This window comes from Amycolatopsis aidingensis (assembly GCF_018885265.1).
GTDB classification, from domain to species: Bacteria; Actinomycetota; Actinomycetes; order Mycobacteriales; family Pseudonocardiaceae; genus Amycolatopsis; species Amycolatopsis aidingensis.
On sequence record NZ_CP076538.1, the window covers coordinates 7,392,818 to 7,415,738 of the forward strand.

The window sequence follows — 22,921 nt, forward strand, 5'->3', positions numbered from 1 at the left end:
GGCGTGAGAGTGGTACAAGCCGAGGCCAGTGGCTTCGGCCTCGACTGGCTGGACACGGCGGGCCCGCTGCTGGTGTGGGTCATCGTGCTCAGCTTCGTGTTCGTCGAGTGCGCCCTGATCGTGGGCCTGTTCCTGCCCGGCGACTCCCTGCTGTTCGCCGCGGGTGTGGTGCTGGCCCAGCACGGCGCCGACGGGCACGCCTGGGGCCTCTCCCTCGGCGCCATGATCGTCGCGATCGTCGGCAACCAGGTCGGTTACCGCATCGGCAGGCATACCGGGACGAGGTTCATCGCGCGCCGTGGCGGGAAGGTGCTGAACCAGCACAACCTGGACCGGGCGCGGTCATTCCTGGACCGCAGGGGCTTCCTCGCCATCGTCGCGGCGCGCTGGATCCCGTGGGTCCGCACGCTCGCCCCGCTGATCGCGGGCGCCGCGCGGATGGACCCGCGGCGCTTCCTGCTCGCCACCGCCACCGGCGGGTTGCTCTGGGTCCCCACCCTGGTCCTGATCGGCTACTACGGCGCGGGCCTGCTGGACATCCTGCCCTGGCTGAAGACCACCCTGGTCTGGGCCAGCGTGGCGTTCTTCGTGGTAGGAACCGGCTACGGCATCTGGCGGTACCGGCAGGAGATGCGCCGTCCGGTGGAGACCCCGGCGGGCGTGGGTTCCTGACCACCGGCCGGCACCGGCACGGCGCTCAGTCCCGCGGCCCGGCCCAGATCTCCAGCTGGATACCGTCCGGATCGCGGAAGACCACCACCTCCGAGCCGGGCACGGTGCGCGAGGGCGTGCCGGGCTCGAAGCTCACCCCGTACTCGGCCAGCCGGTCCTCCCATGCGCGCAGCTCGGCGGCCGACCCGACCTCGAACGCCACGTGATCCAGGCCGGTCCGGCGCTCGTCGAACCCCGGCCGCTCGGTGTCCGGGTGTTGCACCAGCACCAGCGCGAACGCCCGGCCCGGCGCATGCAGCACGACCTTGCGCAGCCCCGTCTCCGGGTCCTCCCGCCTGGTCACCTCGGCCAGTTCCAGTACCCGCATGTACCAGGGAACACTGCGATCCACATCGGTCACCGTGAGTGCCACGTGATGCACAGCCGTGAACTCGGACATGCGCTCCAGCCGTCCCTTCTCGCTTGCGTACCGGCACCCCGGCGAATCCGGCGTCCGCACATCAAAGCGCGCGGGCGATAACTAGCGTCACACGCGACCGGTTAATTCTCGGTAACTACCCCAGGAGGGTCGCGTTGTGCTGCAACCGTATCACCTGAAGTAACCCGTCCAGGGGTACGCCATTATTTCCAGAAATACTCCATCCAGGTCAAATCCGAATGATTTTGTTAATAAGTCAGCACTGGTCCAGTCCAGTGATAACGCGGTGAATTCGACACCGGCCGAGTGCATTCGCGCTAGATTCGGCATCCACCACTCACCGGCTGGTCCGCCTCCCCGTGGACCAGCAGCTCAGCCAGTCGCCGGGAGCCGAGGATGGAGTTTCGGATCCTGGGCCCCGTTGAGGTCCGAGGAAAGGGCGTGCCCGCGCAACTCGGCGGGCAGAAGCAGGTCGCGCTGCTGTCCGCGCTGATCGCGCAGGCCAATCACGTGGTGCCGCTGGAACGGCTGATCGAGGCCACCTGGGGCGCGCACCCGCCCGCCTCGGCGCAGGCCGCCCTGCACACCCTCATCTCCCGGCTGCGCCGCACCCTGGCCGCGGCCGAGCCGGGGGCGGATGCCCGGATCGTCACCCAGCCAACCGGCTACCTGCTCCGGCTGGAACCAGGGGAGTCCGACCTCGAGGAGTACCGGGAGCGGGTGAGCAGGGCCAGGGCCGCGGCCGCCGCGGGCAAACCCGCCGAGGCCGCCCGCGAGTTCCAGGCCGGCCTGCGGCTGTGGCGGGGTCCCGCACTGGCCGGCGTGTCCGGCGGGGTGGCGCGTTCCCATGGCGCCAGCCTGGACGAGACCCGGATGGATATCGTCGAGGAACACACCGAGGTCCGGCTCGAGCTCGGCGAGCACGCCGAGCTGCTGTCCGAGCTGCGCAACCTGATCGCAGCGCACCCGCTGCGCGAGCGGCTGCGCGGCCAGTTCATGCTCGCGCTGTACCGCTGCGGGCGGCAGGCCGACGCGCTCGCCGCGTACCAGGACATCTACCGGCTGCTAGGGGACGAGCTCGGCATCCGGCCGGGGCAGGCGCTGCGCGGGCTGCACCAGCGGATCCTCACCGCCGACCCCGCGCTGGACCCGGCGGGCGAACCGGAACAGGAGCGGGCTGCCGAGCCGGTGCCGCCCCGGCAGCTGCCCGGTGACATCGCGAACTTCACCGGCCGCACGGCCTACCTGGAAGAGCTGGACAAGCTGCTGACCGACCAGGACCAGCGGGGCGAGGACACCGCCGTGGTGATCTCGGCCATCGCCGGCACCGCCGGGGTCGGCAAGACCGCACTCGCCCTGCACTGGGCGCATCGGGTCGCCGGAGCGCTGCCGGACGGGCAGCTGTACGTCAACCTGCGCGGCTACGCGCCCACCGAACCGATGCGGCCCGCCGAGGCACTGGTCCGGTTCCTGCGCGCCCTCGGCGTGCCGAACCAGCGGATCCCGCTGGACGAGGACGAGCAGGCCGCGATGTACCGGTCGCTGCTGGCCGGGAAGCGGGTGCTGATCCTGCTGGACAACGCGGCCGGAGCCGCGCAGGTGCGCCCACTGCTGCCGGGCACCCGCAGTTGCCTCGTGGTGGTCACCAGCCGCAGCGACCTGCGCGGGCTGACCGGCCTACAGGACGCGCGCAGGCTGGTACTGCCGGTGCTCACCCCGGACGAGGCCCGCACGCTGCTCGGCCGGATCATCGGCGAGCAGCGGGTGCGGGCCGAGCCGGAGGCGGCCGCCGAACTGGCCAGGCTATGCGGTCACCTGCCGCTGGCGCTGCGGATCGCCGCGGCGCACATTCTCGGCCGTGGCCTGCCCGACATCGCCGCCTACCTTGCCGAGCTGACCGGCGGGGACCGGCTGGAGCGGCTGGCGATCGAGGACGACCAGCAGGCCGCGGTGCGGGCCTCCTTCGACCTCTCCTACCGGCGGCTGGCACCCGCGGCCGCCCGGCTGTTCCGGCTGCTGGGGCTGGTGCCGGGGCAGGACTTCACCCCGCCGGTCGCGGCCGCGCTGCTGGACGCGCCGGTGGGCGAGGCGGCCAGGCTGCTGGACACCCTGGCCGCCGCGCACCTGGTGGAGCAGGAGACCCCCGGCCGGTTCCACTTCCACGACCTGCTGCGCCGGTACGCCGGGGAACAGGCCGCGGCGCAGGACCCGCGCGCGGAACTGGACGCCGCGCTGCGCAGGCTGCTCCAGCTGTACCTGCGCACCGCGGACACCGCCTGCAGGCGGCTGTTCCCCGAGTTCGTCCGGATCCTCGGCGAAGCCGACGGCCAGGACGGCCAGGGCAGCGATGCGCGCACCGGGATCGCCCCGCTGCGGTTCACCGCGAACGCGCAGGCACTGGCCTGGCTGGACACCGAATGCGCCAACCTGGTCGCCGCCATCGAGGACGCCGCCGAGCACGGCCCGCACGAGCTGAGCTGGCAGCTGGTCGACGCCCTCTACGGCTACCTGCACAGCCGGATGCTGCGCGCGGACTACTGGGTACGGGCCGCGAACACCGGGCTGCGGGCGGCCAGGGAGCAGGGCGCCGAACTCGGCGCGGCTGCCATGCTGCACAGCCTGGCGCACGCCTACTTCGACTTCGGTGACTACACCAGGGCGCTGAACCTCTCCCGGCAGGCACACCAGACCTACCGCCCGGTTGCGGACGGGCGCGACCCCGCGGCCGAGGCGGAGATCCTGAAGCTGCGCGGGGTCTGCTGCTGGCTGCTCGCCAGGTTCGAGGAGGCGCTGGACTGCTTCACCGCGGCCAGGGACGGCTACCACCGGGCAGGCAGGCGCTCGGCCGAGGCGGTCGCGCTGAACACCATGTGCCTGGTGTTCGTGGAACGCGGCGAGTTCGCCAAGGTACTGGAGTACAACGAGCGGGCACTGGCCATCCACCGGGAGGCGGGCGCCCGGATCGGCGAGGCGGTCTCGGTGCACCTGCACGGCTACGTGTGCGGCGAGCTGGGCCGCTACCCCGAGGCGCTGGAAGCCGACACCAGGGCGCTGGAGCTGTACGCCGAGACCGGGTTCCGGTACAACGAGGCCTCCGTGCTGAAGTGCATGGCCGTGGTGCACCGGGACACCGGGGACCACCAGCGGGCCCTGGACCACTGCCTGCGCTCGCTCGAGGTGGCCCGCGAGCTGTCCGATCGCCGGGCGCAGTGTCACGCGCTGGATGGCCTTGCCTCGATCTACCTCTGCCTCGACCGGCCAGAGGACGCCCTGCGGCACGGCGAGGACGCGCTCGAACTGTCCAGGACCACCGGGTTCCGCCGTGGCGAGCTGGACGCGCTGACCGTACTGGCCGAGGTGCACCGGCGGGAGGGGCGAACCGAGGAGGCACTCGGGCACGCGAGCACGGCGCTGGAGCTGGCCCGCGCGGGCGGCTTCCGGCAGTGCACCGGCCAGGCACTGACCACGCTGGCCGAGACCTACCTCGCCAGGCGGGAGTACGCGCGCGCCGCCGAGCACGCCGGGCAGGCGCTGACCGCGCACCACGAAGTCGGCTACCGGCTCGGCGCGGCCCGCACGCTGCGCGTACTCGGCGAGATCCGGCACGGGGAGGGAGATCCGGCCGCCGCCCGATCGCACTGGCGGGACGCGCTGGCGATCTGCACGGAACTGGGGGCGTCCGAAGCTCACCGAATCCGCTCGCTACTCGAAGCCGGGGACTGACCGGCGACGAGCGGGCGAGCCCGTGGAGGTTCCCCGTGCCCAGTGACGCACGCGACCCGATCGCGGTGGTCGGTATCGGCTGCCGGTTCCCAGGGGCGCATGGCCCGCAGGAGTTCTGGCGGCTGCTGCGCTCCGGCCAGGACGCGGTGACCGAGATCCCGCAGCGCCGCCGCGAACTCGGCGGGTTCGATCAGGCGGCACGGCGCGAGCTGGCCGGACGTAAGGGCGGTTTCCTCACCGGGATCGAGGAGTTCGACCCAGGGTTCTTCGGCATCCCGCCGCGGGATGCGCACCGGATGGACCCGCAGCAACGGCTGTTACTGGAGACCGCGTGGGAGGCGCTGGAGGACGCCGGGCTGTGCCCGCGGGGGCAGGCCGGGCTGTCCGGAAGGGCCGGGGTGTTCGTCGGGCAGTCGGTCGCGGACTACTGGGAGCTGCAGCAGCGCGCTGTGCAGGGGCAGCGCACCGAACCACAGGCGGCGCTGAGCGGCATCCGGGCCATGCTCTCCGGCTACCTCTCCCACCTGCTCGAACTGAGTGGCCCGAGCCTCTCGGTGGACACCGCCTGCTCCTCCTCGCTGGTCGCGGTGCGACTGGCGGCGCAGAGCCTGCGCACCGGCGAGTGCGAGCTGGCGCTGGCGGGCGGGGTGAACCTGCTGCTGGCCCAGGAGAACTTCCTCGGCCTCGCCCGGCACGGGCTGTTCGCGGGCGACGGCAGGTGCAAGTTCGCCGACGCGGCCGCCGACGGTTTCGTGCGCGGCGACGGCGTGGGCCTGGTGGTGCTGAAACCGCTGCGGTCGGCGCTGGCCGCGCGGGACCGGGTGTACGCCGTGCTGCTCGGCGGGGCGCTGAACAACGACGGCGGGCGGGGCGGCGCGCTCGGCAGGCCCGCGGCGCCGGGGCAGTCGGAGGTGTTGCGCGCGGCCTACCTTGACGCAGGCGTGGCCGCGGCCGAGGTGGACTACGTGGAGGCGCACGGGGCGGGCACGGCGGTTGGCGACCCGGTGGAGCTGGCCGCGCTGGGTGAGGTGCTCGGCGCTGGCAGGCCTGCGGCGCGGGCGCTGCGGGTCGGCTCGGTGAAGACCAACCTCGGGCACACCGAGGCGGCAGCCGGGATCGCCGGGCTGATCAAGGCCGCGCTCTGCCTGCACCACGCCCGGATACCGCCGAGCCTGCACCTGCACGAGCCCAACCCGGCAATCGACTGGGCCGGACTGCCGCTGACCGTGCCGACCACGGCGGAACCGCTACCCGAGCGGGACCGCCCCCACCTGGCCGGAGTGAGCTCCTTCGGGATCTCCGGCACGAACGTGCATCTGGTGCTGGCCGAGGCACCGCGGGCAGCGCACCCGCCGGAGCCGCCGGGGCCAGTGGTGCTCACCCTGTCCGCGCACACCCCGGCGGCGCTGCGCGCGCTGGCCTGCGCCTACCCGGAGTACCTGGAACGGGGCGAGTTCGCGCTGGCCGACCTGTGCCACACCGCCGCGGTCCGGCGCGGGCACCACCCGCACCGGCTGGCCGTGCTCGGGAACTCCGCGGGCGAGCTGGCCGCGCGGCTACGCGGGTTCCTCGCCGGGGATCCGGGCCCCGGGACGGTCGCCGGGCAGGCCACGGCGCCGCCAAGGGTTGCCTTCGTGTTCCCGGGCCAGGGGGCGCAGTGGGCAGGCATGGGCCACGAGCTGCTGGAGACCGAACCGGTGTTCCGGGACTCGCTGGCCCGGTGCGACCGTGCCGTCCGCGCCGAGACCGGCTGGTCGGTGCTGGAGCGGCTGCACGGTCCGGCCGAGGGGGACCCGGTGCAGGTGTTGCAGCCGACCCTGTGGGCGGTGCAGGTGGCCCTGGCCGCACTCTGGCGTTCCTGGGGGATCGAGCCGGATGCGGTGCTCGGGCACAGCATGGGCGAGGTCGCGGCGGCCTGCGTGGCGGGGGCGCTCGGCGTGTCCGAGGCGGCGGCGGTGATCTGCCGCCGCAGCGCGCTGGCCGCCAGGCTGGCCGGGCGCGGCGGGATGCTGTCGGTCGCCCTGCCTGCCGAGGCGGCGGCCGCCGCGATCGCCGGGCGCACCGGGCGGGTCGCGGTGGCGGTGAGCAACGCGCCCTCGGCCACCGTGCTGTCCGGGGACCGCACCGCGCTGGCCGAGGTCGCAGCCGAGCTCACCGAACGCGGGGTGTCCTGCCGGTGGATCGAGGTCACCTTCGCAGCGCACAGCCCGCAGGTGGACGAGCTTTCCGGCGAGCTGCGGCAGCGGCTGGCCGGGCTGCGCGCCCGGCCACCGCGGATCACGTTCCAGTCCACCGTGCCCGGCGGCCCGCCCGCTGGCCTGCTGGACGCCGGGTACTGGGTGCGCAACCTGCGCGAGCCGGTGCGGTTCGGCGACGGGGCCGGGCGGTTGCTGCGCGCAGGGATCACGGTGTTCCTCGAGCTCAGCCCGCACCCGATCCTGCTGCCAGCCGTGGCGGAGTGCGCGGAGGCCGAGGGCAGGCCGGTGACCGCACTGCCCTCGCTGCGCCGGACCGAGCCGGAACGGGAGGGCCTGCTCGGCTCGCTGGCCGCACTGCACGTGCGCGGCTGCCCGGTCCGGTGGCGGCGGGTGTACCCCGGCGGCCGGGTGGTCTCGCTGCCGCCGTACCGCTGGGACCGCGGGCGGTACTGGATCACCCCACAGCCCCGGCCCGCTCCCGGCCACCCGCTGCTGGGCACTCCGGTCGACACCGCGGGCACGGAGCGCTGCTGGGAGGGCAGGCTGGACTGGGAACGCAACGGCTACCTCGCCGACCACCGGGTGCGGGAGGCGATCGTGTTCCCCGGCTCGGGGTACTGCGAGCTGGCGGTGGCCGCGGTGCGCGAGCTGACCGGGGCACGGGCGATCACCATCACCGGGGTGCGGCTGCGCACCGCGCTGCTGCTGCGCGCGGGCGAGTCCCCGCTGCTGCGGGTCCGGCTGGTCCCGCGGCCGGGGTCGGGCTGGCGGGTGGAGATCCTGAGCAACCAGGACGGCGGGTGGGTCACCCATGCCAGCGGGACGGCGCGGGCCGACGCGGCGCGGCCACCGGCAGGGGAGTCCCCGGCCGAGGTCAGGGCTCGCTGCCGGGAGAAGTTGTCCGGGCCGGGGTTGTACCGCCGGATCGGCGCGGGCGGCAACGAGTGGCGGGAGCGGTTCCAGGGGGTCGCCGAGGTCTGGTGCGGCCGGGGCGAGGCGCTGGCCAGGGTCGTCTGCCCGGAGTCGCTGCGCGCCGAACTGGCCGGGTTCCACCTGCACCCGGCGGTGCTGGACGCCTGCGGGCAGGCACTGGCCGCCGCGGCAGGCGAGCCGCGCGGCCCGCTGGTGCTCGGCGGCACCAGGGAGGCCCGGATCCACGGCAGCCTCGGCGAGCGGTTGTGGAGCCATGCGGTGCTGACCGGGCGCGGGCCGGACGGCTCCCCGCGCGGCGATCTCCGGGTGCTGGACGAGGCAGGGAACTGCGTACTGGAACTGCACGGGACCAGCGCTCGGTACCTGCGTCCCGGTACGCCCGAGCTGTACGAGCTGCGCTGGGAACGTGCCCGGGGCATGCGGGAGCGGCGGCCGGAGACGCAGGGTACCTGGCTGGTGCTGCCCGATGCCGGGGGTGTCGGGCAGCGGTTGCGGGAGCTCCTGCTGGCCGGGGGCGAGGACTGCCTGCTGGCCGGGCCGGAAGTGGATCCGGCCGGGTTAGCGCTCGCGGACGCCCCGATCCGCGGGGTGGTGTACCTGGCCTGCCTGGACCTCCGCGCGGACTCGCCGGTGCCCGAGGCACTGGAGCTGGGGTGCGGCACGGTGCTGCGCCTGGTGCGCGCCCTGCGCGGGGTGCGCACCAGGTTGTGGCTGGTGACCTGTGGGGCGCAGCCCGCAGGCTTGCCGGTGCGGACCCCGCTGGCCGCGCCGCTGTGGGGGCTCGGGCGGGTGCTGGCGCAGGAGCACCCCTGCCTGCGCCCCACCCTGGTGGACCTGGACGAGCGCGCCCCCGCCGCGGCTGCCGCGGCACTGCACCGGCAGCTGCGCGCGGCTGGCGAGGAGAACCAGCTCGCGCTGCGCGGGCCGGAGCGATACGTGGCCCGGCTGGCCCGGTACCGGCCGCCGGAGCGGGCGCCGGAAACGGCTGGCCCCTCCGGCGGCAGCTACCTGGTCACCGGCGGGCTGGGCGGTATCGGCCGCAGGGTGGCGGCCTGGCTGGCCGGGCGCGGCGCCCGGCACCTGGTGCTCACCGGCCGCTCCGCTGGGCAGGCACCCGAGCTGGCGGGCGCCCGGGTGCACTACGCGCGGGTGGACGTGGCCGACGAACCGGCGATGCGCGCGCTGCTGGCCGGCCTGCGGCGGCGGGGCTGGCCACCGGTGCGCGGGGTGTTCCACGCGGCGGGAGTGGTGGAGTTCGCGCTCGCCGAGGCCATCGACCCGGCCCGGTTGCCGGAGCTGACCCGGGCCAAGATCGCCGGTGCGCTGGTACTGCACCGGCTGTTTCCCGGCACCGAGCTGGCCGAGTTCGTGCTGTTCTCCTCGGTGGCCGCGGTGCTGCACCTGCCAGCCATGGGCAGCTACGCCGCGGGCAACGCCTTCCTGGACGCGCTCGCGCACTACCGGCGGGCCCGTGGCGAGGTGGCGACCACCGTCAACTGGGGGGTGTGGCACTCGGTGGGCATGGCGGCGCGGGCCGGGCACTCCTCCCGGCCCGCGCTGCCGGAGGGGATGAGCGGGTTCGCGCCGGAGCAGGGGCTCGCGCTGCTGGAGCGGGTGCTGCGGGAGGGACCGGCGCAGGTGGCCGCCTTCACCGCGGACTGGGCCAGGGTGCGGGCCGCGCACCCGGCGGAGGCCCGGCTGCCGGTGTTGCGCGAGCTGGTGCCCGCCGGACCGGAACCAGCCGCCGCCGGCGAGCCGGAGCGGCCGGTGGGCCGGGCCGCGGTCACCGCCTACCTGGTGCGGCAGCTGGCCGCGGTGCTGGAACTGCCCCCGGAACGGATCGACCAGGACACGCCGCTGCACCGGATGGGGCTCGGCTCGCTGTCCGCACTCGAGCTGCGCAACCGGGTGACCGCCGCCCTCGGTGTGACCCTGCCGGTGACCCAGCTGCTCGGCGGGCATTCGGTGGCCCAGCTGACCGAAACCGTCCTAGCCGAACCAACCCGAGCGGGAGGGCCCTGAACGTGGCTTTCCGGACGTTGAACGTCTCAAAAGTGCCGTTCACAACGCTGAGTGTCTCGAAAGCCACGTTCACCCAGGTTCAGGAGTCCCAGAGCTCACGCACGCGCCCCGCCACGGAGGCGGACTGGGCTAGGCTCGCGCGCGCCGCTTCCGGCTGGCGGGAGGCGTCCCGCGGATCCCGCCCGAGCGCGGCACGCGTGCCCTCGTCCGGGCTGAGCACCAGCACCTCGCCCGCCGCCCGTACCGGGGCGGTCTGTTCCTGCACACCCGCCCCCGGCAGGCCGCGAATGTCCGGCACCGGCGCGAGCACCACGACCCGCGCGTACCCGGCGGCGAGGTCGGCGTTGGTCGGGGACCGGATGATGGCGTCCAGGTAGCGCCGCGTGCCGATGGTGACCGGGGACCAGACCCCGGGCAGCGCGCAGCTTGCCGCGACCGCGTCCACCAGGCTGGCGCCCGAGCCCACGCCGAAGGTGGCGAGCGCGCCGGAGGCCGCGTCCACGGCGGTGACCAGCAGCCGCCTGCCCGGCCATCCCGTGCCCGGCAGGTAGTCGGCGACGATCTCGCGCAGCGTGCTCTCCGGCCCGGCCCTTGCGGACAGCGCCAGCGCGCCCAGTCGCGCGCGGATCTCCGCCGCCGGCTTGCCGCTGTCGATCAGCGCGGACAGCGCCTCGGCGAACGGGGCCTGGCTTGGCGTGGTGCGCTCGTCGGTCCGCCGCGGCGGGGACAGCATGATCTCCAGCTGGCGCCGCAGGTCCATCCCGCAGGCGAGATGCGCCGCCGCCAGCGCCCCGGCGGAGGTGCCGATCAGCAGGTCGGCGCCTGCCAGATCCACCCCAGCCTCGTGCAGGCCGGTGAGCATGCCCCACTGCCACGCATATCCGGTGTTCCCGCCCCCGCCGAGCACGAGTGCCTTACCCATTGGTTGCTTACCCAGTGGTGCAGCCATCGGTGCCGATCCCTCACCAGGACGATATACACATATACCAAACGAATTCTGTCAGTTACTTTCTGTCGTGCCAATCGGTCGTCCGGCGCAGTCGGAACCGGCAGTTGTCAGCGCACTGCAAGGCCGACGTGAGCGGCGTGTGCTGCACTCGACTGGCGCGAGCCGCGCCCGCGCGGGCCCCGGTCGTCACCCGCAGGGGGTACGGGTGACGGCCGGTGGCTGGGCCCGATCAAGCACCTCGATCGAGTGTTGTGGACGCTGTGGATAACTCGGCAGTTGTACACAGGCTTCCTGTGGACAACTCCGGGAGGGTCAGCGGCCGCCGCCGATCGGCAGCACCGCGCCGGTGGCATAGGACGCCGCAGGGGACAGCAACCAGAGCACGGCCTCGGCGATCTCCTCCGGCCGGGCGGGGCGGCCCAGCGGGATCGAGGGGGCGAGCCGTTCCAGCCGATCCGGCAGCCCCGCCCCGGCATGCAGGCCGGTCTCCACCGTGCCGGGGGCGACCGCGTTGACCCGGATCCGCTCGCCTGCCACCTCCTGGGCAAGGCCGAGGGTCATGGTCTCCACCGCCGCCTTGCTGGCGGCGTAGTGCACCCACTCGCCGGCTGAGCCGAGCCGGGCCGCGGTGGAGGACACGTTCACGATCGCCCCGCCCCCGCCTCCGTAGCGGGTGGACATCCGGCGCACGGCCTCCCGCGCGCACAGGAACACGCCGGTCACGTTGACGTCGAGCACCCTGCGCACCGAGGAGACCCGCTGCTCGTCCAGCCTGCCAGGGGTGAAGCCGGTGATACCCGCGTTGTTCACCAGCCGGGTCAGCGGGCCGATCGCGGCGGCGGTCTCGAACAGGTTGTACACATCGTCCTCGTTCGACACATCGGCCTGCACCGCCAGCGCCCGCCGCCCGCAGGCCTGCACATGCTCCATCACCGCGTTCGCCGCCTCGACGTCGGTCACGTAGTTGACCACTACGTCGTAGCCGTGCTCCGCGGCCAGCAGGCAGATCGCCGCACCGATGCCGCGGCTACCGCCGGTAACCACTAGTACACCCGCCATGACCACAGTGTGGCACCGCGGAGGGACCCGGCTCCAGGCCGAAATTTCAGCCTTAACAGTTCACAATAAACCTTGAAAGTTCAACAGTCATAGCCGCTGCCTGCTGGTTCCGGTTCTTGTCAAAATGCAAGCAAACGATAAAGGAATTTAATTTCAACACGTAGCATATGGGTACGTAACAATTCAAGACTTTGGGTTCGACCTGGGGGGATGTAATTTCGTAGCCGCAAAGACACCCCTGCGTGCATACCCCTGCACGTCTTTGACGCAAAGGAAAACATCCATGCGAATCAAGCGAGCTCTGACCGCAAGCGCGATGGCGCTGGCCGCCGCCACCGCCGTGCTGGCCCCGGGGAGCGCCGCCGCGGCACCTCCGGCACCGAGCGACGACGTCTCGCCGTCGATCATCGGTGGCACCTACGGCAACTACGGCCCGGCCGCGCGGCTCTACCGCAACGGACGGGAGACGTGCTCCGCGACCATCATCGCGCCGCAGTGGATTCTGACCGCCAAGCACTGCGTGGGCTCCGGCATGAGCTTCCGGATCGGCAACCCGGTGGCCTCCCAGGGCACCTACGCGGCAGCCACGAACTACTACAACCACTCGGCCGACCTTTCCCTGGTCCGGCTGGACCGCTCGGTGCAGGCCAGCTACGCCCAGCTGGCCAGCTCCAACCCGACCCGGGGCGCCACGGTGAACGTCTACGGCTGGGGTGCGACCTGCCGTGGCAACGAGGCAGGCTGCCAGTCCCCGCGGCTGAAGACCGCCACCACCACCTACTACGGCATCAGCCGGGACGCCTACGGCGGCCAGGCGCTGTACCTGTACCGCGGTAACGGCATCACCGCGGGCGGCGACTCCGGTGGCCCGGCCGTGTACGGCGGCACCCAGGTCGGCGTGGCCTCCACCAGCAACCGCAGCACGGTCACCAACTACACGTCGGTGGCCGCCTACCGCAGCTGGATCCGCCAGGTCGCGGGCGTCTGATACCCGCATCCCGGCCATCCGAAGGGGCCGTGCGCGCCGAACCGGCGTGCGCGGCCCCGTTTCATCGCGCCCGCCTCACAGGGCGAACTGCTTGAGCTCCATGTCCGTCACCACCAGGTCGGCCCGTTCCCTGGTGGGCGCGATCAGGTCGGCGTTGCGCTGGTCCGAGCCAAGGGCACGCTGCCTGGCCTCGACCAGCGAGCGGCCGTAGTGCCGGTGCCGGGTGACCAGTCGTTCCAGCCGTTCGTCCTCGTCCGGGGCCAGGTACCAGGCCTCGGCCAGCAACGGGCGCAGCTGGTCCCAGGGCTCGGTGTCCAGCAGCAGGTAGTTCCCCTCGGTGATCACCAGGGGCACCTTCGGGGAGACCGGCACCGCGTTCGCGATCGGCTCCTCGATCTCCCTGCGAAACTCCGGGGCGTAGACCAGCTCGGTGCCCTCGCTCAGCCTGCGGATCAGGTGCACGTAGCCATACGCGTCGAAGGTGTCCGGCGCGCCCTTGCGGTCGGCACGGCGCAGCCGGTTCAGCTCGACCTGCGCGAGATGGAAGCCGTCCATCCCGACCACCGCGGCCCGGTTACCGAGCGCGCGGGCGAGCCGCCAGGCGAGCGTGGTCTTGCCGGAGGCCGGTGCGCCGACGATGCCGAGCACCGAGCGCTTTCCGCTGGCAACCAGTGCCTCCGCCCTGGCCAGCAGGTCGTCGTATGCGGTCATGTCACTCCCATCTCGCCCTGATCGGGCCTACCCAACTTCGTGGTCCACGGTGCCGCACCCGCTCGGCGGCCACCTCGTTCGCGAAGGCGATCAGCTCGGGCAGCGCGAGCCGGTCGCCCACCCGCGCGGCCAGCGCGCCGTGCCAGACATCGCCTGCGCCGAGGGTGTCGGCGACCTCGGCCACCGGAGGTACCGGCACCTCGCCCTCAGCCCCGCCCGCGCGCCAGCGCACCGGCTCCGGACCCGCGGTGGTGAGCACCGCGGGAACCGCACGCAGCGCGCCCTCGGGGGCGCGGAAGTGCGCCGAGCAGGCGGCGATGTCCACCAGCGGCAACAGTTCGGTCAGCACCGGCTTCCAGCTACCCGCGTCCAGCAGCACCGGCACCCCCGCGGCGCGGGCCCAGCGGGCCACCCCCAGCGCCAGCTCCGGATGGTGCCCGTCCAGCAGCACCGCGCGCACCGGCTCGGCGGGCTCGGGCCACGCAAGCGGCCCCGGTGGCGCCGTGCCCGCGTTGTGCGAGACCACCGTGCGCTCCCCATCCCGCTCGCGCACCGCGACGGCGCTGACCGCGGGCGGGTGCGGGAACTCCGGCGCGAGGTCGTGCACGGTCACCCCGCAGGCGTCCAGATCGGCGCGGGCCAGCCCGGCCAGCGGGTGCGCGCCGAGCACGGTGAGCAACCGGGCCCGCTCACCCAGCGCCGCCACGGTCACCGCGGCGTTCGTCGCAGGCCCGCCCGCGGCGGTGTCCACCTCGAGCGCCTGCACCTTCTCGCCCGGCTCCGGCAGCCGCCGCACCCGCTGCACCAGGTCGATCGTGCACAGTCCGGCCAGCAGTACGGTCATGGCGACATGCCTCCTGCTCCTGCACGCTGCGGTCGAGAGGTGGATGACCCGGAAGGTAGACAGCGGTACGCTCCCCGGCAAGCGTTTGCGCAAACGCTTGGCCGCCCCCTGTCGCCAACCTCGACGCGAGGAGACCGATGCCGCCTTCGAGATCGTCCAGACCCACCCAGCGCGATATCGCCGAGTTGGCAGGCGTCTCGATCACCACGGTCTCGCATGTGGTCAACGGGACCAGGGCAGTGGCGCCGGAGACCAGGGCCGCGGTGCTGGCCGCGGTCGAGCAGACCGGCTACACCGGGGACGCGATCGCCCGCTCCCTGGTGACCGGTGGTACCCGGTCCATCGGAGTGGCGATCTCGCTGCTGGCCAACCCCTACTTCGCGGTGCTGATGCAGGCGATCGAGCGGGAGGCCGCGGCGGCCGACTACACGGTACTGCTCGCCGACACCCACGACACGGTGACCACCGAGCAGGACACGGTACGCGCGCTGCGCTCCCGCAGGGTGGACGGCCTGCTGCTCACCCCGGCGCCCGGCGACGGCACGGTGATCGGCGAGCTGGTGTCGCTCGGCATGCCGACCGTCCTGCTGGACCGGCTCACCACCCGCACCGATGTGGACCAGGTCGGTGCCGAGAACATCCAGTCCACCTCGGCGCTGACCGAGCATCTCGGCAGCAGGGGGCACCGGCGGATCGGGCTGGTCGCCGGCGCTCCCGGCCTGGCCACCAGCGAGGAGCGCACCCTGGGCTACCGGCTGGGGCTGGGCCGCAGCGGGCTGGCCTGGAACCCGGACCTGGTGGCCTGCGGGCATTCCGCAAGGGACGGTGGCGCCGCGGCGCTGCGTGAGTTGCTGGCGCTGCCCGAACCACCGACCGCCGTGGTGGTGGCCAACGACGCGATGATGGTGGGCGTGCTGCACGAGGCACAGCGGCGCGGGCTGCGGATCGGCAGCGACCTGGCGCTGGCCGGGTACGACGACGCGGAGTGGGCCGATCTGGTCGATCCCCCGCTGACCACGATGGCGCAGCCGGTCGAGGAGATCGGCAGGCAGGCGGTCCGGCTGCTGCTCGGGCGGATCGCCGACCCGGACCGCACACCGGAGACCATCCGGCTGCCGCCCGCGTTACGGCACCGCGCCTCCTGCGGCTGCTGAGTTCAGCGCGGCCGCGGCTTCCAGTAGCATCCAGGCGCCGAGCTGGACGGAGAGGTCCCGGGCCGGATGTTCTTCCAGCGCGCCGGGATCCGGCGCCTGTTCCGTCCACTCCGGACTGAAAAGTGGTAGGCCATCCACTGTGGATGCACTTCGCCAGCAGGCCCGTGCCGAGGCGCGTACCAGCCCGGCCGCCGTGTTCGCCACCTCCCCCGGCGGCAGCTCGCGGGCGGCCAGCGCGAGGTAGCGGGCCAGGATGCCGGCGAACAGCCCGCCGTCCCCGCCGCCCTGGCCGCGCAGCACCCCGCCGGGCGCGCAGTGGGCAGCCACCGCCCGCACCGTCCGCACCGCCGAGTCCACATCGGACAATTCGAGGCAGGCGCCGAGGTAGACACCCTGGCAGTAGGTGTAGACGAGGGTGACCAGCTCGTCGCCCTCCTCCTGACCCGGCTCGGCGACCCGCAACCCGTCCCAGACCAGCCCGGTGGCGGGGTCGACCAGGTTGCCGGTCATCCAGCCGAGCAGCTCGCGGGCCCGCTCGGTTTCCCCGGCGCGGGCATGCGCGATGGCTGCGGGGCCGTTGGCCGGCGCGTTCTTGAACCGGTCCCCGCGCCGCCACCAGATCCCGCCGCCGCCGTCCCTTGACCACCCGGCACGTAACCGCTCCAGGATCCGGGTCACCGGAACCCGCACCTCCAGCCCGGTCACCGCGTGCGCCCGCTGCAGGGCGAGCGCCAGCCAGGCGATGTCGTCGTAGTAATCGTTCAGCCAGCCGCCGAGATTGCGCAGCCGGATCGAGCGGGCGAACCGTGCGATCAGCCGCGCGCGCCCGGAGTCCGGCGCGCGCAGTTGCGCGTCCACCAGGCAGTCCAGCAGGTGGGCCTGCCACCAGTAGTTCCAGTGCCAGTGCAGCCGGTCGGCGGGCCGGGGTGGCCAGGCACTACGCCCGAGCACCGTGCCCGGCAGGCCGCACACCCGGCGCAGGTGCCTGCTCGCCACCGCCCGTTCGGCCGCGCTCGCCCGCTGTGCCGAAGTCATCTCTCCATCATCCCGCGTCTATCCACATACCGTCCGGTATGTCTACTATGCGGATAGGGAGGTTGTTCGATGACGAAGGCACATGTGACATGCCCGTTGTGCGAGGCCACCTGCGGGCTGGAGGTCAGCATGGACGGCCGGGAGGTCACCGGGGTCCGCGGGGATGCCGAGGACGTGTTCTCCGGCGGGTTCATCTGCCCGAAGGGCACCTCGATCGGCGCCCTGCACCATGATCCGGACCGGCTACGGGCGCCGCTGGTGAAGCGTGCGGGCGGTTTTGTCGAGGTGTCCTGGGACGAGGCCTTCGCCGAGATCGACGCGCGGCTGCCTGGCATCCGCGCCGAGCACGGGCCGAACTCCGTCGCCGTCTACGCGGGCAACCCGAGCGTGCACAACCTGTCCACTGCCCTGTACGGCCGGGCGCTGTACAAGGCGCTCGGTACCAGGAACTTCTACACCGCGGGCACGGTGGACCAGATCCCCAAGCACTACTCCAGCGGCTACCTGTTCGGGGACGCCTTCACCATCCCGGTGCCGGACCTGGACCGCACCGAGCACCTGCTGATGCTGGGCGCGAACCCGCTGGTTTCCAACGGCAGCCTGATGACCGCCGCGGACGCGCGCGGCAGGCTGCGCCGGATCCGCGAGCGCGGTGGCCGGATCGTGGTGGTGGACCCGCGCCGGACCCGCACCGCGAAGGCGGCCGACGAGCACCACGCGATCCGCCCCGGCACCGACGCGCTGCTGCTGTTCGCGCTGGTGCAGGTGCTGTTCGCGGAGGACCTGGTGACGCTTGGCAGGCTGGCAGAGCACGTCGCCGGGGTGGAGGCGGTGCGCGAGCTGGCGCGGCCGTTCACCCCGGAGGCGGTCGCCCCGGCAACCGGGATCGCCGCCGGGGAGATCCGCCGGATGGCGCGCGAACTGGCCGCCGCCGAGCGGGCCGTGGTGTACGGCCGGATCGGCACCACCACCCAGGCCTTCGGCACGGTGGCCAGCTGGCTGGTGGACGTGCTCAACGTGCTCACCGGGAACCTGGACGCCGCGGGCGGGGCGATGTTCCCGCTGGCCGCGGCCGGGCAGGCGAACGCGTCCGGGCGGGCCCGCAGGCCGTTCGCCGCGGGCCGGTGGCACACCAGGGTGCGCGGGCTGCCCGAGGTGTTCGGTGAGGTGCCGGTCGCCGCGCTCGCCGAGGAGATCAGCACCCAGGGCGCGGAGCGGGTACGGGCGCTGATCACGGTATGCGGCAACCCCTGTCTGAGCGCGCCGAACGCGGGGCGGTTGGCCGAGGCGCTCGGCGAGCTGGACTTCATGGTCGCGCTGGATGTGTACCTGAACGAGACCAGCAGGCACGCCGACGTGATCCTGCCAGGGCCGAGCCCGCTGGAGCGGCCGCACTACGACCTCGCGCTCTACCAGCTCGCGGTGCGCAATGTGGCGAACTGGAGCCCGGCCGCGCTGCCTGCCGAGCTGCCGCAGGAGTGGGAGACGCTGCTGCGGCTGACCGGGATCGTCACCGGCCAGGGCCCGGACGCCGATATCGCGGCGCTGGACGATCTGATGGCGGCCGAGGTCGCCCGGCGCTCCGGGGTGGACCCGGCCGCCGCGGCGGACCGGAGCGGGCCGGAGCGGCTGCTCGACCTGATGCTGCGCGGCGGCCCGTACGAGCTCACCCTGGCCGACCTGGAGGCCGCACCGCACGGGCTCGACCTCGGGCCGCTGCGGCCGCGCATCCCGGAGGTGCTGAGCACGGCCAGTGGCAAGGTGGAGCTGGCCCCGGAGGCGATCACCTCCGATGTGCCACGGCTGGCCGGGACGCTCGCGGCGCCGGAACAGGGCATGGTGCTCATCGGCCGCAGGCACCTGAGCTCGAACAACTCCTGGATGCACAACCTGGAGCCGCTGGTGCGCGGCAGCAACCGGTGCACCGTGCAGGTGCATCCGGAGGACGCGGGCAGGCTCGGCCTCACCGACGGCGGCACCGCCGAGCTCAGCGCGCGGACCGGCCGGATCCGGGTGCCGGTGGAGGTGACCGAGGAGATCCGGCCCGGCGTGGTCAGCGTTCCGCATGGCTGGGGCCACGACCTGGCCGGGGTGGGCACCAGGGTCGCCGCCGAACATGCCGGGGTGAACTCGAACCTGGTCGCCGACGAGCGGCTGCTGGACGCGTTGTCCGGTACCGCGGTGCTGAACGGGATCCCGGTGCGAGTCGCCCCGGCCTAGTCACCAGGCGCCGTTACCAGGCGTCGGCGAGGTCGGCGTGCTGGGTGATCCAGGTGTGCATCACGATGCCGGCGGCGACCCCCGCGTTGATCGAGCGGGTCGAGCCGAACTGCGGGATGGACACCACCTTGGCGGCGGCCCGCTGGGCCTGCTCGGACAGCCCCGAGCCCTCCTGGCCGAACAGCAGCACACACTCCCGCGGCAGGCGCACGGCCTGCACCGGGCGCGCGCCCCGCGTGTTGTCCACCGCGATCACGGCCAGCCCCTCGGCCTCGGCGTGGGAGACGAAGGAGGCGACGTCCGGGTGGTGGTGCAGGTGCTGGTAGCGGTCGGTGACCATGGCACCGCGCCGGTTCCAGCGCCTGCGGCCCACGATGTGCACCGCCGCCGCGGCGAAGGCGTTGGCGGTGCGCACCACGGTGCCGATGTTGTGGTCGTGCTGGAAGTTCTCGATCGCCACGTGGAAGGGGTGCCGTCGGCGGTCCAGGTCGGCGACGATGGCCTCCCGCCGCCAGTAGCGATAGGCGTCCACCACGTTGCGCCGGTCGCCGTGCTCGAGCAGTTCCGGGTCGTACCGGGCGTCCCGCGGCCAGGGGCCCGGCCAGGGACCGACCCCGACCTCCGCGCGGAAGGTCCACTCCGTCGGCCCGGTCTCCTCGATCACCAGGGCATTATCGCCGCGCGGTTCAGCCGAGCCGCACCTGGTGGTTGGTGTCGTTCTGGTGTGCCCGGCTGCGCCAGCGCACGTACACCCCGATGTAGGAGACCAGCAGGGTCAGCACCGCGCCGATCCCGACCACCGGCAGCAACGACTCCGGGATCAGCTCCCCGTAGATGTAGTACTCGTTGAAGCCCCCTGGCAGCGGGCCAAGGCCCTGCAGCCCGCGGAGGTAGTCCTCCACCGCGGTGAGCGGGCAGGGCAGCTGGTCGATGGCAACCACCAGCACGCCCCAGCCCGCGAAGAAGACGTGCACGAAGATGCTCTTCGGCCAGCGCCAGGCCAGGAACCCGCCGAGGCCGATGTAGAGCAGGGCGAGGAAGTGCACGACGGTCGTCACGTCCGCCAGAAAGCCGGCCATCTCCACGACCTCCCCACTGCTACGGTCCCCGCTTCACCCCAGTTTCACTGCCCAGGCTACCTGCAGGTTCGCCGGAATGCCGCAAGCAGAACGGACAAAACGCCGGGGCGGGTGTACGGGAACGGCAAACTCGTGCGCGTGGACGGCAAACACGCGTACGTGGGCGGCAAACACGCCGGGGGAGCTGGGGATTCAGCGCAGGCCGATGTCGTCGCGGGTGAGCAGGGAGCGGTAGGCGAGGCCGGCCTGCTCGATCGCCTCGCGGGCACCGGTGTCCCGGTCCACCACGGTGGCCACGCCGACCACGGTGGCGCCGGCCTCGTTCAGCGCCTCCACCGCGGTGAGCACGCTGCCTCCGGTGGTGGAGGTGTCCTCGACGGCGAGCACCCGCTGGCCCGCGACCTCCATGCCCTCGATCCGCCGCTGCATCCCGTGTTCCTTCACCGACTTGCGCACCACGAAGGCGTCCAGCACCACGCCATCGGCCGCGGCCGAGTGCAGCATCGCGGTGGCAACCGGATCGGCGCCGAGGGTCAGCCCGCCCACCGCCACGAAGTCCCAGTCGACGGTCAGCTGGCGCAGCAGCCTGCCGATCAACGGCGCGGCGGCGTGATGCAGGGTGGCCCGGCGCAGGTCGATGTAGTAGTCGGCTTGCTTGCCGGAGGCCAGCGTCACCGCGCCGTGCACAACGGACAGCTCGGTGACCAACCTGGCCAGTTCCAGTTTCGCCGTCTGATCCAACCCGGGGTTCGCCACGGCTGGAGTCTGTCACATGACGTCTGTCCTGCTGCGTAGCAGGTCAGTACCCGCTCAGGTGCGGCCGCGGCCGGAGATGCCACCGCCGATCCGCTGGATCAGCCGGTGCGGCAACAGCCTGCCGATCCCCACCAGCACCTTGTACTGCGGGCTGGGGATGGAGACGATCCGGCCCCGGCGCAGGTCGGCCAGTGCCTCGTCCACCACCCGCTCCGCGGTGAGCCAGAACCAGGACGGCCCCGGTTTCTCCAGCCCGGCCCGCTGGTGGAACTCGGTCTGGGTGAAGCCGGGGCACAGCGCCATCATCCGCACCCCGCTTCCTGGCAACGCGGCCGCGATGCCCTCGGTGAACGAGGTCACCCAGTTCTTGCTCGCGGTGTAGGTGGAGCCCCGGCCGGGGAAGAACCCGGCCACGCTGGACACGTTGATCACCTCGCCGTGGCCCCGCTCCAGCATGCCCGGCAGCACCGCCCTGGTGAGCCGGAGCACCGCCGTCACGTTCAGGTCGAGCTGGGTCTGCAGGTCCGCCATCGCGGCGGTCCAGAACTCGCCGGCCAGGCCCATCCCGGCGTTGTTCACCAGCAGGTCGACCGGTGCCTCCTGGGCGGTGAGCCGCGCCTCCACGGCCTCGCGGCCCTCGGCGGTGGCCAGGTCGGCCTGGAGCACCTCGGTGCTCGTGCCGTGCCGGTCGCGCAGCTCTCCGGCCAGGGCGGCGAGCCGGTCGGTGTCCCTGGCGACGAGTACGAGTGCGTATCCGTCGGCGGCCAGCCTGCGGGCGAACTGGGCGCCGATGCCCGCGGTGGCGCCGGTAATCAGTGCGGTGGAAGCCATGCTCCGACAGTACCGATTGCGCAGGGTAAAAGTTGCACTACCGGATCCCAGGTGGACACTCACATGGTTGTCACCCACGGTGGTGATAGCAAATCTTTACGTGCTAGTAGTGACACTACGCATGGCACCCACACTATTGTTCGTACCGCCATTCGGAGTAAGTACTGCCTATAAGTACCGCCACCCGCCTACCGAACAGCGCCTTGATGACCACAGAGAACGGTGCCACCGATTACGTGTCCTTCGTCCGGGGGTACCTGGCCGCGATGAGCCAGGAGCACCAGGACTTCTACGGGCGCGGGATTCAGGAGTACGAAGCCATGGGTCAAGCTCTTCCCAGCAATTCCACCCTCAGCAACGAACAGGACGGCAAGGGGTTCTTCGCCGGGACCCTTGACCTTTCCGGCGAGGACGGCGGCGCCGAGCAGTCCGGCAAAACGCAGCGGCAGGCCGCGCCGGAGCCGGCCAACTGACCGCTCCGGCGAGACCGGATCAGAACCCTGGCGGCGGCCTGCGGGCCGGTGGCTCGTCCACACCGAACTGACCGAACTCGGAGTCCAGTTCGGATTCCGGTCCGTCGAGCAGCTCACGCGAGTCCTGCGCCGCTCCGCCCTGATCCCAGCGCCTGCCGCCGACCGGGCCGCCGACGGGGTGGTCGTCCTCGAACGGATCCACGATGTCCGCGATCTCGCCGAGGTCCCGCAGCAGCCGCTCCAGCCGGGAGGGACCGACGTTGGGGGCGGCGCTGGCCAGCACCCATTCGCCTTCCAGCCAGGCCACGCCGACATCCCCGCCGAGCGCGTCCGCGGCGTCCACCAGGTCCTGCGTGATCAGGTTCCGCGAGCCCGGCACGTCATCGGTGAAGGCGTAGCGCTGGCCGACCGGGCCGAGCAACTCGGGCATCTCCGCACGCTGGAACGGCACACTGGCCAGCCACAGCTCCAGCAGCACCGGATGCACCCGGCTGCACCGCACCGCCACGATCACAGCCGGGATCACCCCGTCGGCCTCGATGTCGAACACGAACACCTGCCGCCGCCCGTCCGAGGTGAAGGTGGAGCCCGCCACCACATTGACCGCGGACTCGGCACCGAAGTACCCGATGGCGCCGCTGGACCACTGCTGCGGAAGGCGCTCGTCCTCCTCGACGAACTGCCAGCCGCGCAGGTCGGCCCAGCGGGCGCGCTCTCTGTTCCGGGAGCCCTCCTTGGCCCTGTCCACAGCGAGTAGCGCCAGCCCCGCGAGCGCGGCGACAGCGGCGATGACGAACCAGATCCACGCCGGTATACCCACGGGCGTCAGCGTAGTACTCACCGCCGGGAAGCGAGG

18 protein-coding genes are annotated in these 22,921 nt (G+C 72.6%); 7 read left to right on the top strand and 11 right to left on the bottom strand.

What is annotated here, in order from left to right:
* The first annotated feature begins 3 nt into the window (after window positions 1-3).
* Window positions 4-672: a DedA family protein gene (locus tag KOI47_RS34020; protein WP_216211597.1), complete on the top strand. Its 669-nt coding sequence runs from the start codon at window positions 4-6 to the stop codon at window positions 670-672.
* 25 nt (window positions 673-697) lie between these two features.
* On the opposite strand, the gene KOI47_RS34025 is transcribed toward KOI47_RS34020, so the two are convergent.
* Entirely contained in the window at window positions 698-1,111 is a 414-nt protein-coding gene (locus tag KOI47_RS34025) for a VOC family protein (RefSeq protein ID WP_216211600.1), read from the bottom strand.
* Window positions 1,112-1,486: 375 nt separating this feature from the next.
* Between KOI47_RS34025 and KOI47_RS34030 the strand changes: the two genes are divergently transcribed.
* Both KOI47_RS34030 and KOI47_RS34035 read left to right on the top strand, forming a co-directional pair.
* On the top strand, window positions 1,487-4,813 hold the full coding sequence (locus tag KOI47_RS34030; protein ID WP_216211603.1) for an AfsR/SARP family transcriptional regulator: 3,327 nt from the start codon (window positions 1,487-1,489) through the stop codon (window positions 4,811-4,813).
* A gap of 35 nt (window positions 4,814-4,848) precedes the next feature.
* Complete coding sequence (locus KOI47_RS34035) at window positions 4,849-9,966, top strand: type I polyketide synthase (RefSeq protein ID WP_216211606.1); 5,118 nt, start codon at window positions 4,849-4,851, stop codon at window positions 9,964-9,966.
* A 79-nt stretch (window positions 9,967-10,045) separates the two neighbouring features.
* Here KOI47_RS34035 and KOI47_RS34040 read toward each other — a convergent pair whose 3' ends face one another.
* Together KOI47_RS34040 and KOI47_RS34045 are read right to left on the bottom strand one after the other, a co-directional pair.
* Entirely contained in the window at window positions 10,046-10,915 is an 870-nt protein-coding gene (locus KOI47_RS34040) for a patatin-like phospholipase family protein (protein ID WP_216211609.1), read from the bottom strand.
* Window positions 10,916-11,227: 312 nt separating this feature from the next.
* On the bottom strand, window positions 11,228-11,974 hold the full coding sequence (locus KOI47_RS34045) for an SDR family oxidoreductase (RefSeq protein WP_216211612.1): 747 nt from the start codon (window positions 11,972-11,974) through the stop codon (window positions 11,228-11,230).
* 283 nt (window positions 11,975-12,257) lie between these two features.
* Here KOI47_RS34045 and KOI47_RS34050 point away from each other — a divergent pair, with 283 nt between their 5' ends.
* Window positions 12,258-12,962 (top strand): S1 family peptidase, encoded by a 705-nt coding sequence (locus KOI47_RS34050; RefSeq protein WP_216211614.1) that lies wholly within the window; start codon window positions 12,258-12,260, stop codon window positions 12,960-12,962.
* A 75-nt stretch (window positions 12,963-13,037) separates the two neighbouring features.
* Here KOI47_RS34050 and KOI47_RS34055 read toward each other — a convergent pair whose 3' ends face one another.
* Window positions 13,038-13,673: a nucleoside/nucleotide kinase family protein gene (locus KOI47_RS34055; protein WP_216211618.1), complete on the bottom strand. Its 636-nt coding sequence runs from the start codon at window positions 13,671-13,673 to the stop codon at window positions 13,038-13,040.
* Between the two features lies 1 nt (window position 13,674).
* On the bottom strand, window positions 13,675-14,517 hold the full coding sequence (locus KOI47_RS34060) for a PfkB family carbohydrate kinase (RefSeq protein ID WP_216211621.1): 843 nt from the start codon (window positions 14,515-14,517) through the stop codon (window positions 13,675-13,677).
* 137 nt (window positions 14,518-14,654) lie between these two features.
* Here KOI47_RS34060 and KOI47_RS34065 point away from each other — a divergent pair, with 137 nt between their 5' ends.
* On the top strand, window positions 14,655-15,671 hold the full coding sequence (locus tag KOI47_RS34065) for a LacI family DNA-binding transcriptional regulator (RefSeq protein WP_216211624.1): 1,017 nt from the start codon (window positions 14,655-14,657) through the stop codon (window positions 15,669-15,671).
* On the opposite strand, the gene KOI47_RS34070 is transcribed toward KOI47_RS34065, so the two are convergent.
* Entirely contained in the window at window positions 15,642-16,706 is a 1,065-nt protein-coding gene (locus tag KOI47_RS34070; protein ID WP_216211626.1) for a glycoside hydrolase family 76 protein, read from the bottom strand. The two genes, KOI47_RS34065 and KOI47_RS34070, sit on opposite strands and share 30 nt — an antisense overlap.
* 69 nt (window positions 16,707-16,775) lie before the next feature.
* Between KOI47_RS34070 and KOI47_RS34075 the strand changes: the two genes are divergently transcribed.
* Entirely contained in the window at window positions 16,776-18,926 is a 2,151-nt protein-coding gene (locus tag KOI47_RS34075) for a molybdopterin-dependent oxidoreductase (protein WP_216211629.1), read from the top strand.
* A gap of 13 nt (window positions 18,927-18,939) precedes the next feature.
* Here KOI47_RS34075 and KOI47_RS34080 read toward each other — a convergent pair whose 3' ends face one another.
* The 4 genes from KOI47_RS34080 to KOI47_RS34095 form a co-directional block, all read right to left on the bottom strand.
* The gene (locus KOI47_RS34080) at window positions 18,940-19,590 is read right to left on the bottom strand and encodes a TrmH family RNA methyltransferase (RefSeq protein ID WP_216211632.1); all 651 of its coding nucleotides are present in this window, start codon (window positions 19,588-19,590) and stop codon (window positions 18,940-18,942) included.
* Between the two features lie 22 nt (window positions 19,591-19,612).
* Window positions 19,613-20,005 (bottom strand): DUF2784 domain-containing protein, encoded by a 393-nt coding sequence (locus KOI47_RS34085; RefSeq protein WP_216211635.1) that lies wholly within the window; start codon window positions 20,003-20,005, stop codon window positions 19,613-19,615.
* A gap of 192 nt (window positions 20,006-20,197) precedes the next feature.
* Window positions 20,198-20,761: an orotate phosphoribosyltransferase gene (pyrE, locus tag KOI47_RS34090; protein WP_216211638.1), complete on the bottom strand. Its 564-nt coding sequence runs from the start codon at window positions 20,759-20,761 to the stop codon at window positions 20,198-20,200.
* Window positions 20,762-20,815: 54 nt separating this feature from the next.
* Entirely contained in the window at window positions 20,816-21,592 is a 777-nt protein-coding gene (locus KOI47_RS34095; RefSeq protein WP_216211641.1) for an SDR family NAD(P)-dependent oxidoreductase, read from the bottom strand.
* 206 nt (window positions 21,593-21,798) lie between these two features.
* Here KOI47_RS34095 and KOI47_RS34100 point away from each other — a divergent pair, with 206 nt between their 5' ends.
* Window positions 21,799-22,065, top strand: coding sequence for a hypothetical protein (locus tag KOI47_RS34100; protein WP_216211642.1), 267 nt, complete (start codon window positions 21,799-21,801; stop codon window positions 22,063-22,065).
* Window positions 22,066-22,084: 19 nt separating this feature from the next.
* On the opposite strand, the gene KOI47_RS34105 is transcribed toward KOI47_RS34100, so the two are convergent.
* Entirely contained in the window at window positions 22,085-22,885 is an 801-nt protein-coding gene (locus KOI47_RS34105) for a type III secretion system chaperone family protein (RefSeq protein ID WP_232376436.1), read from the bottom strand.
* Window positions 22,886-22,921: the final 36 nt, after the last annotated feature.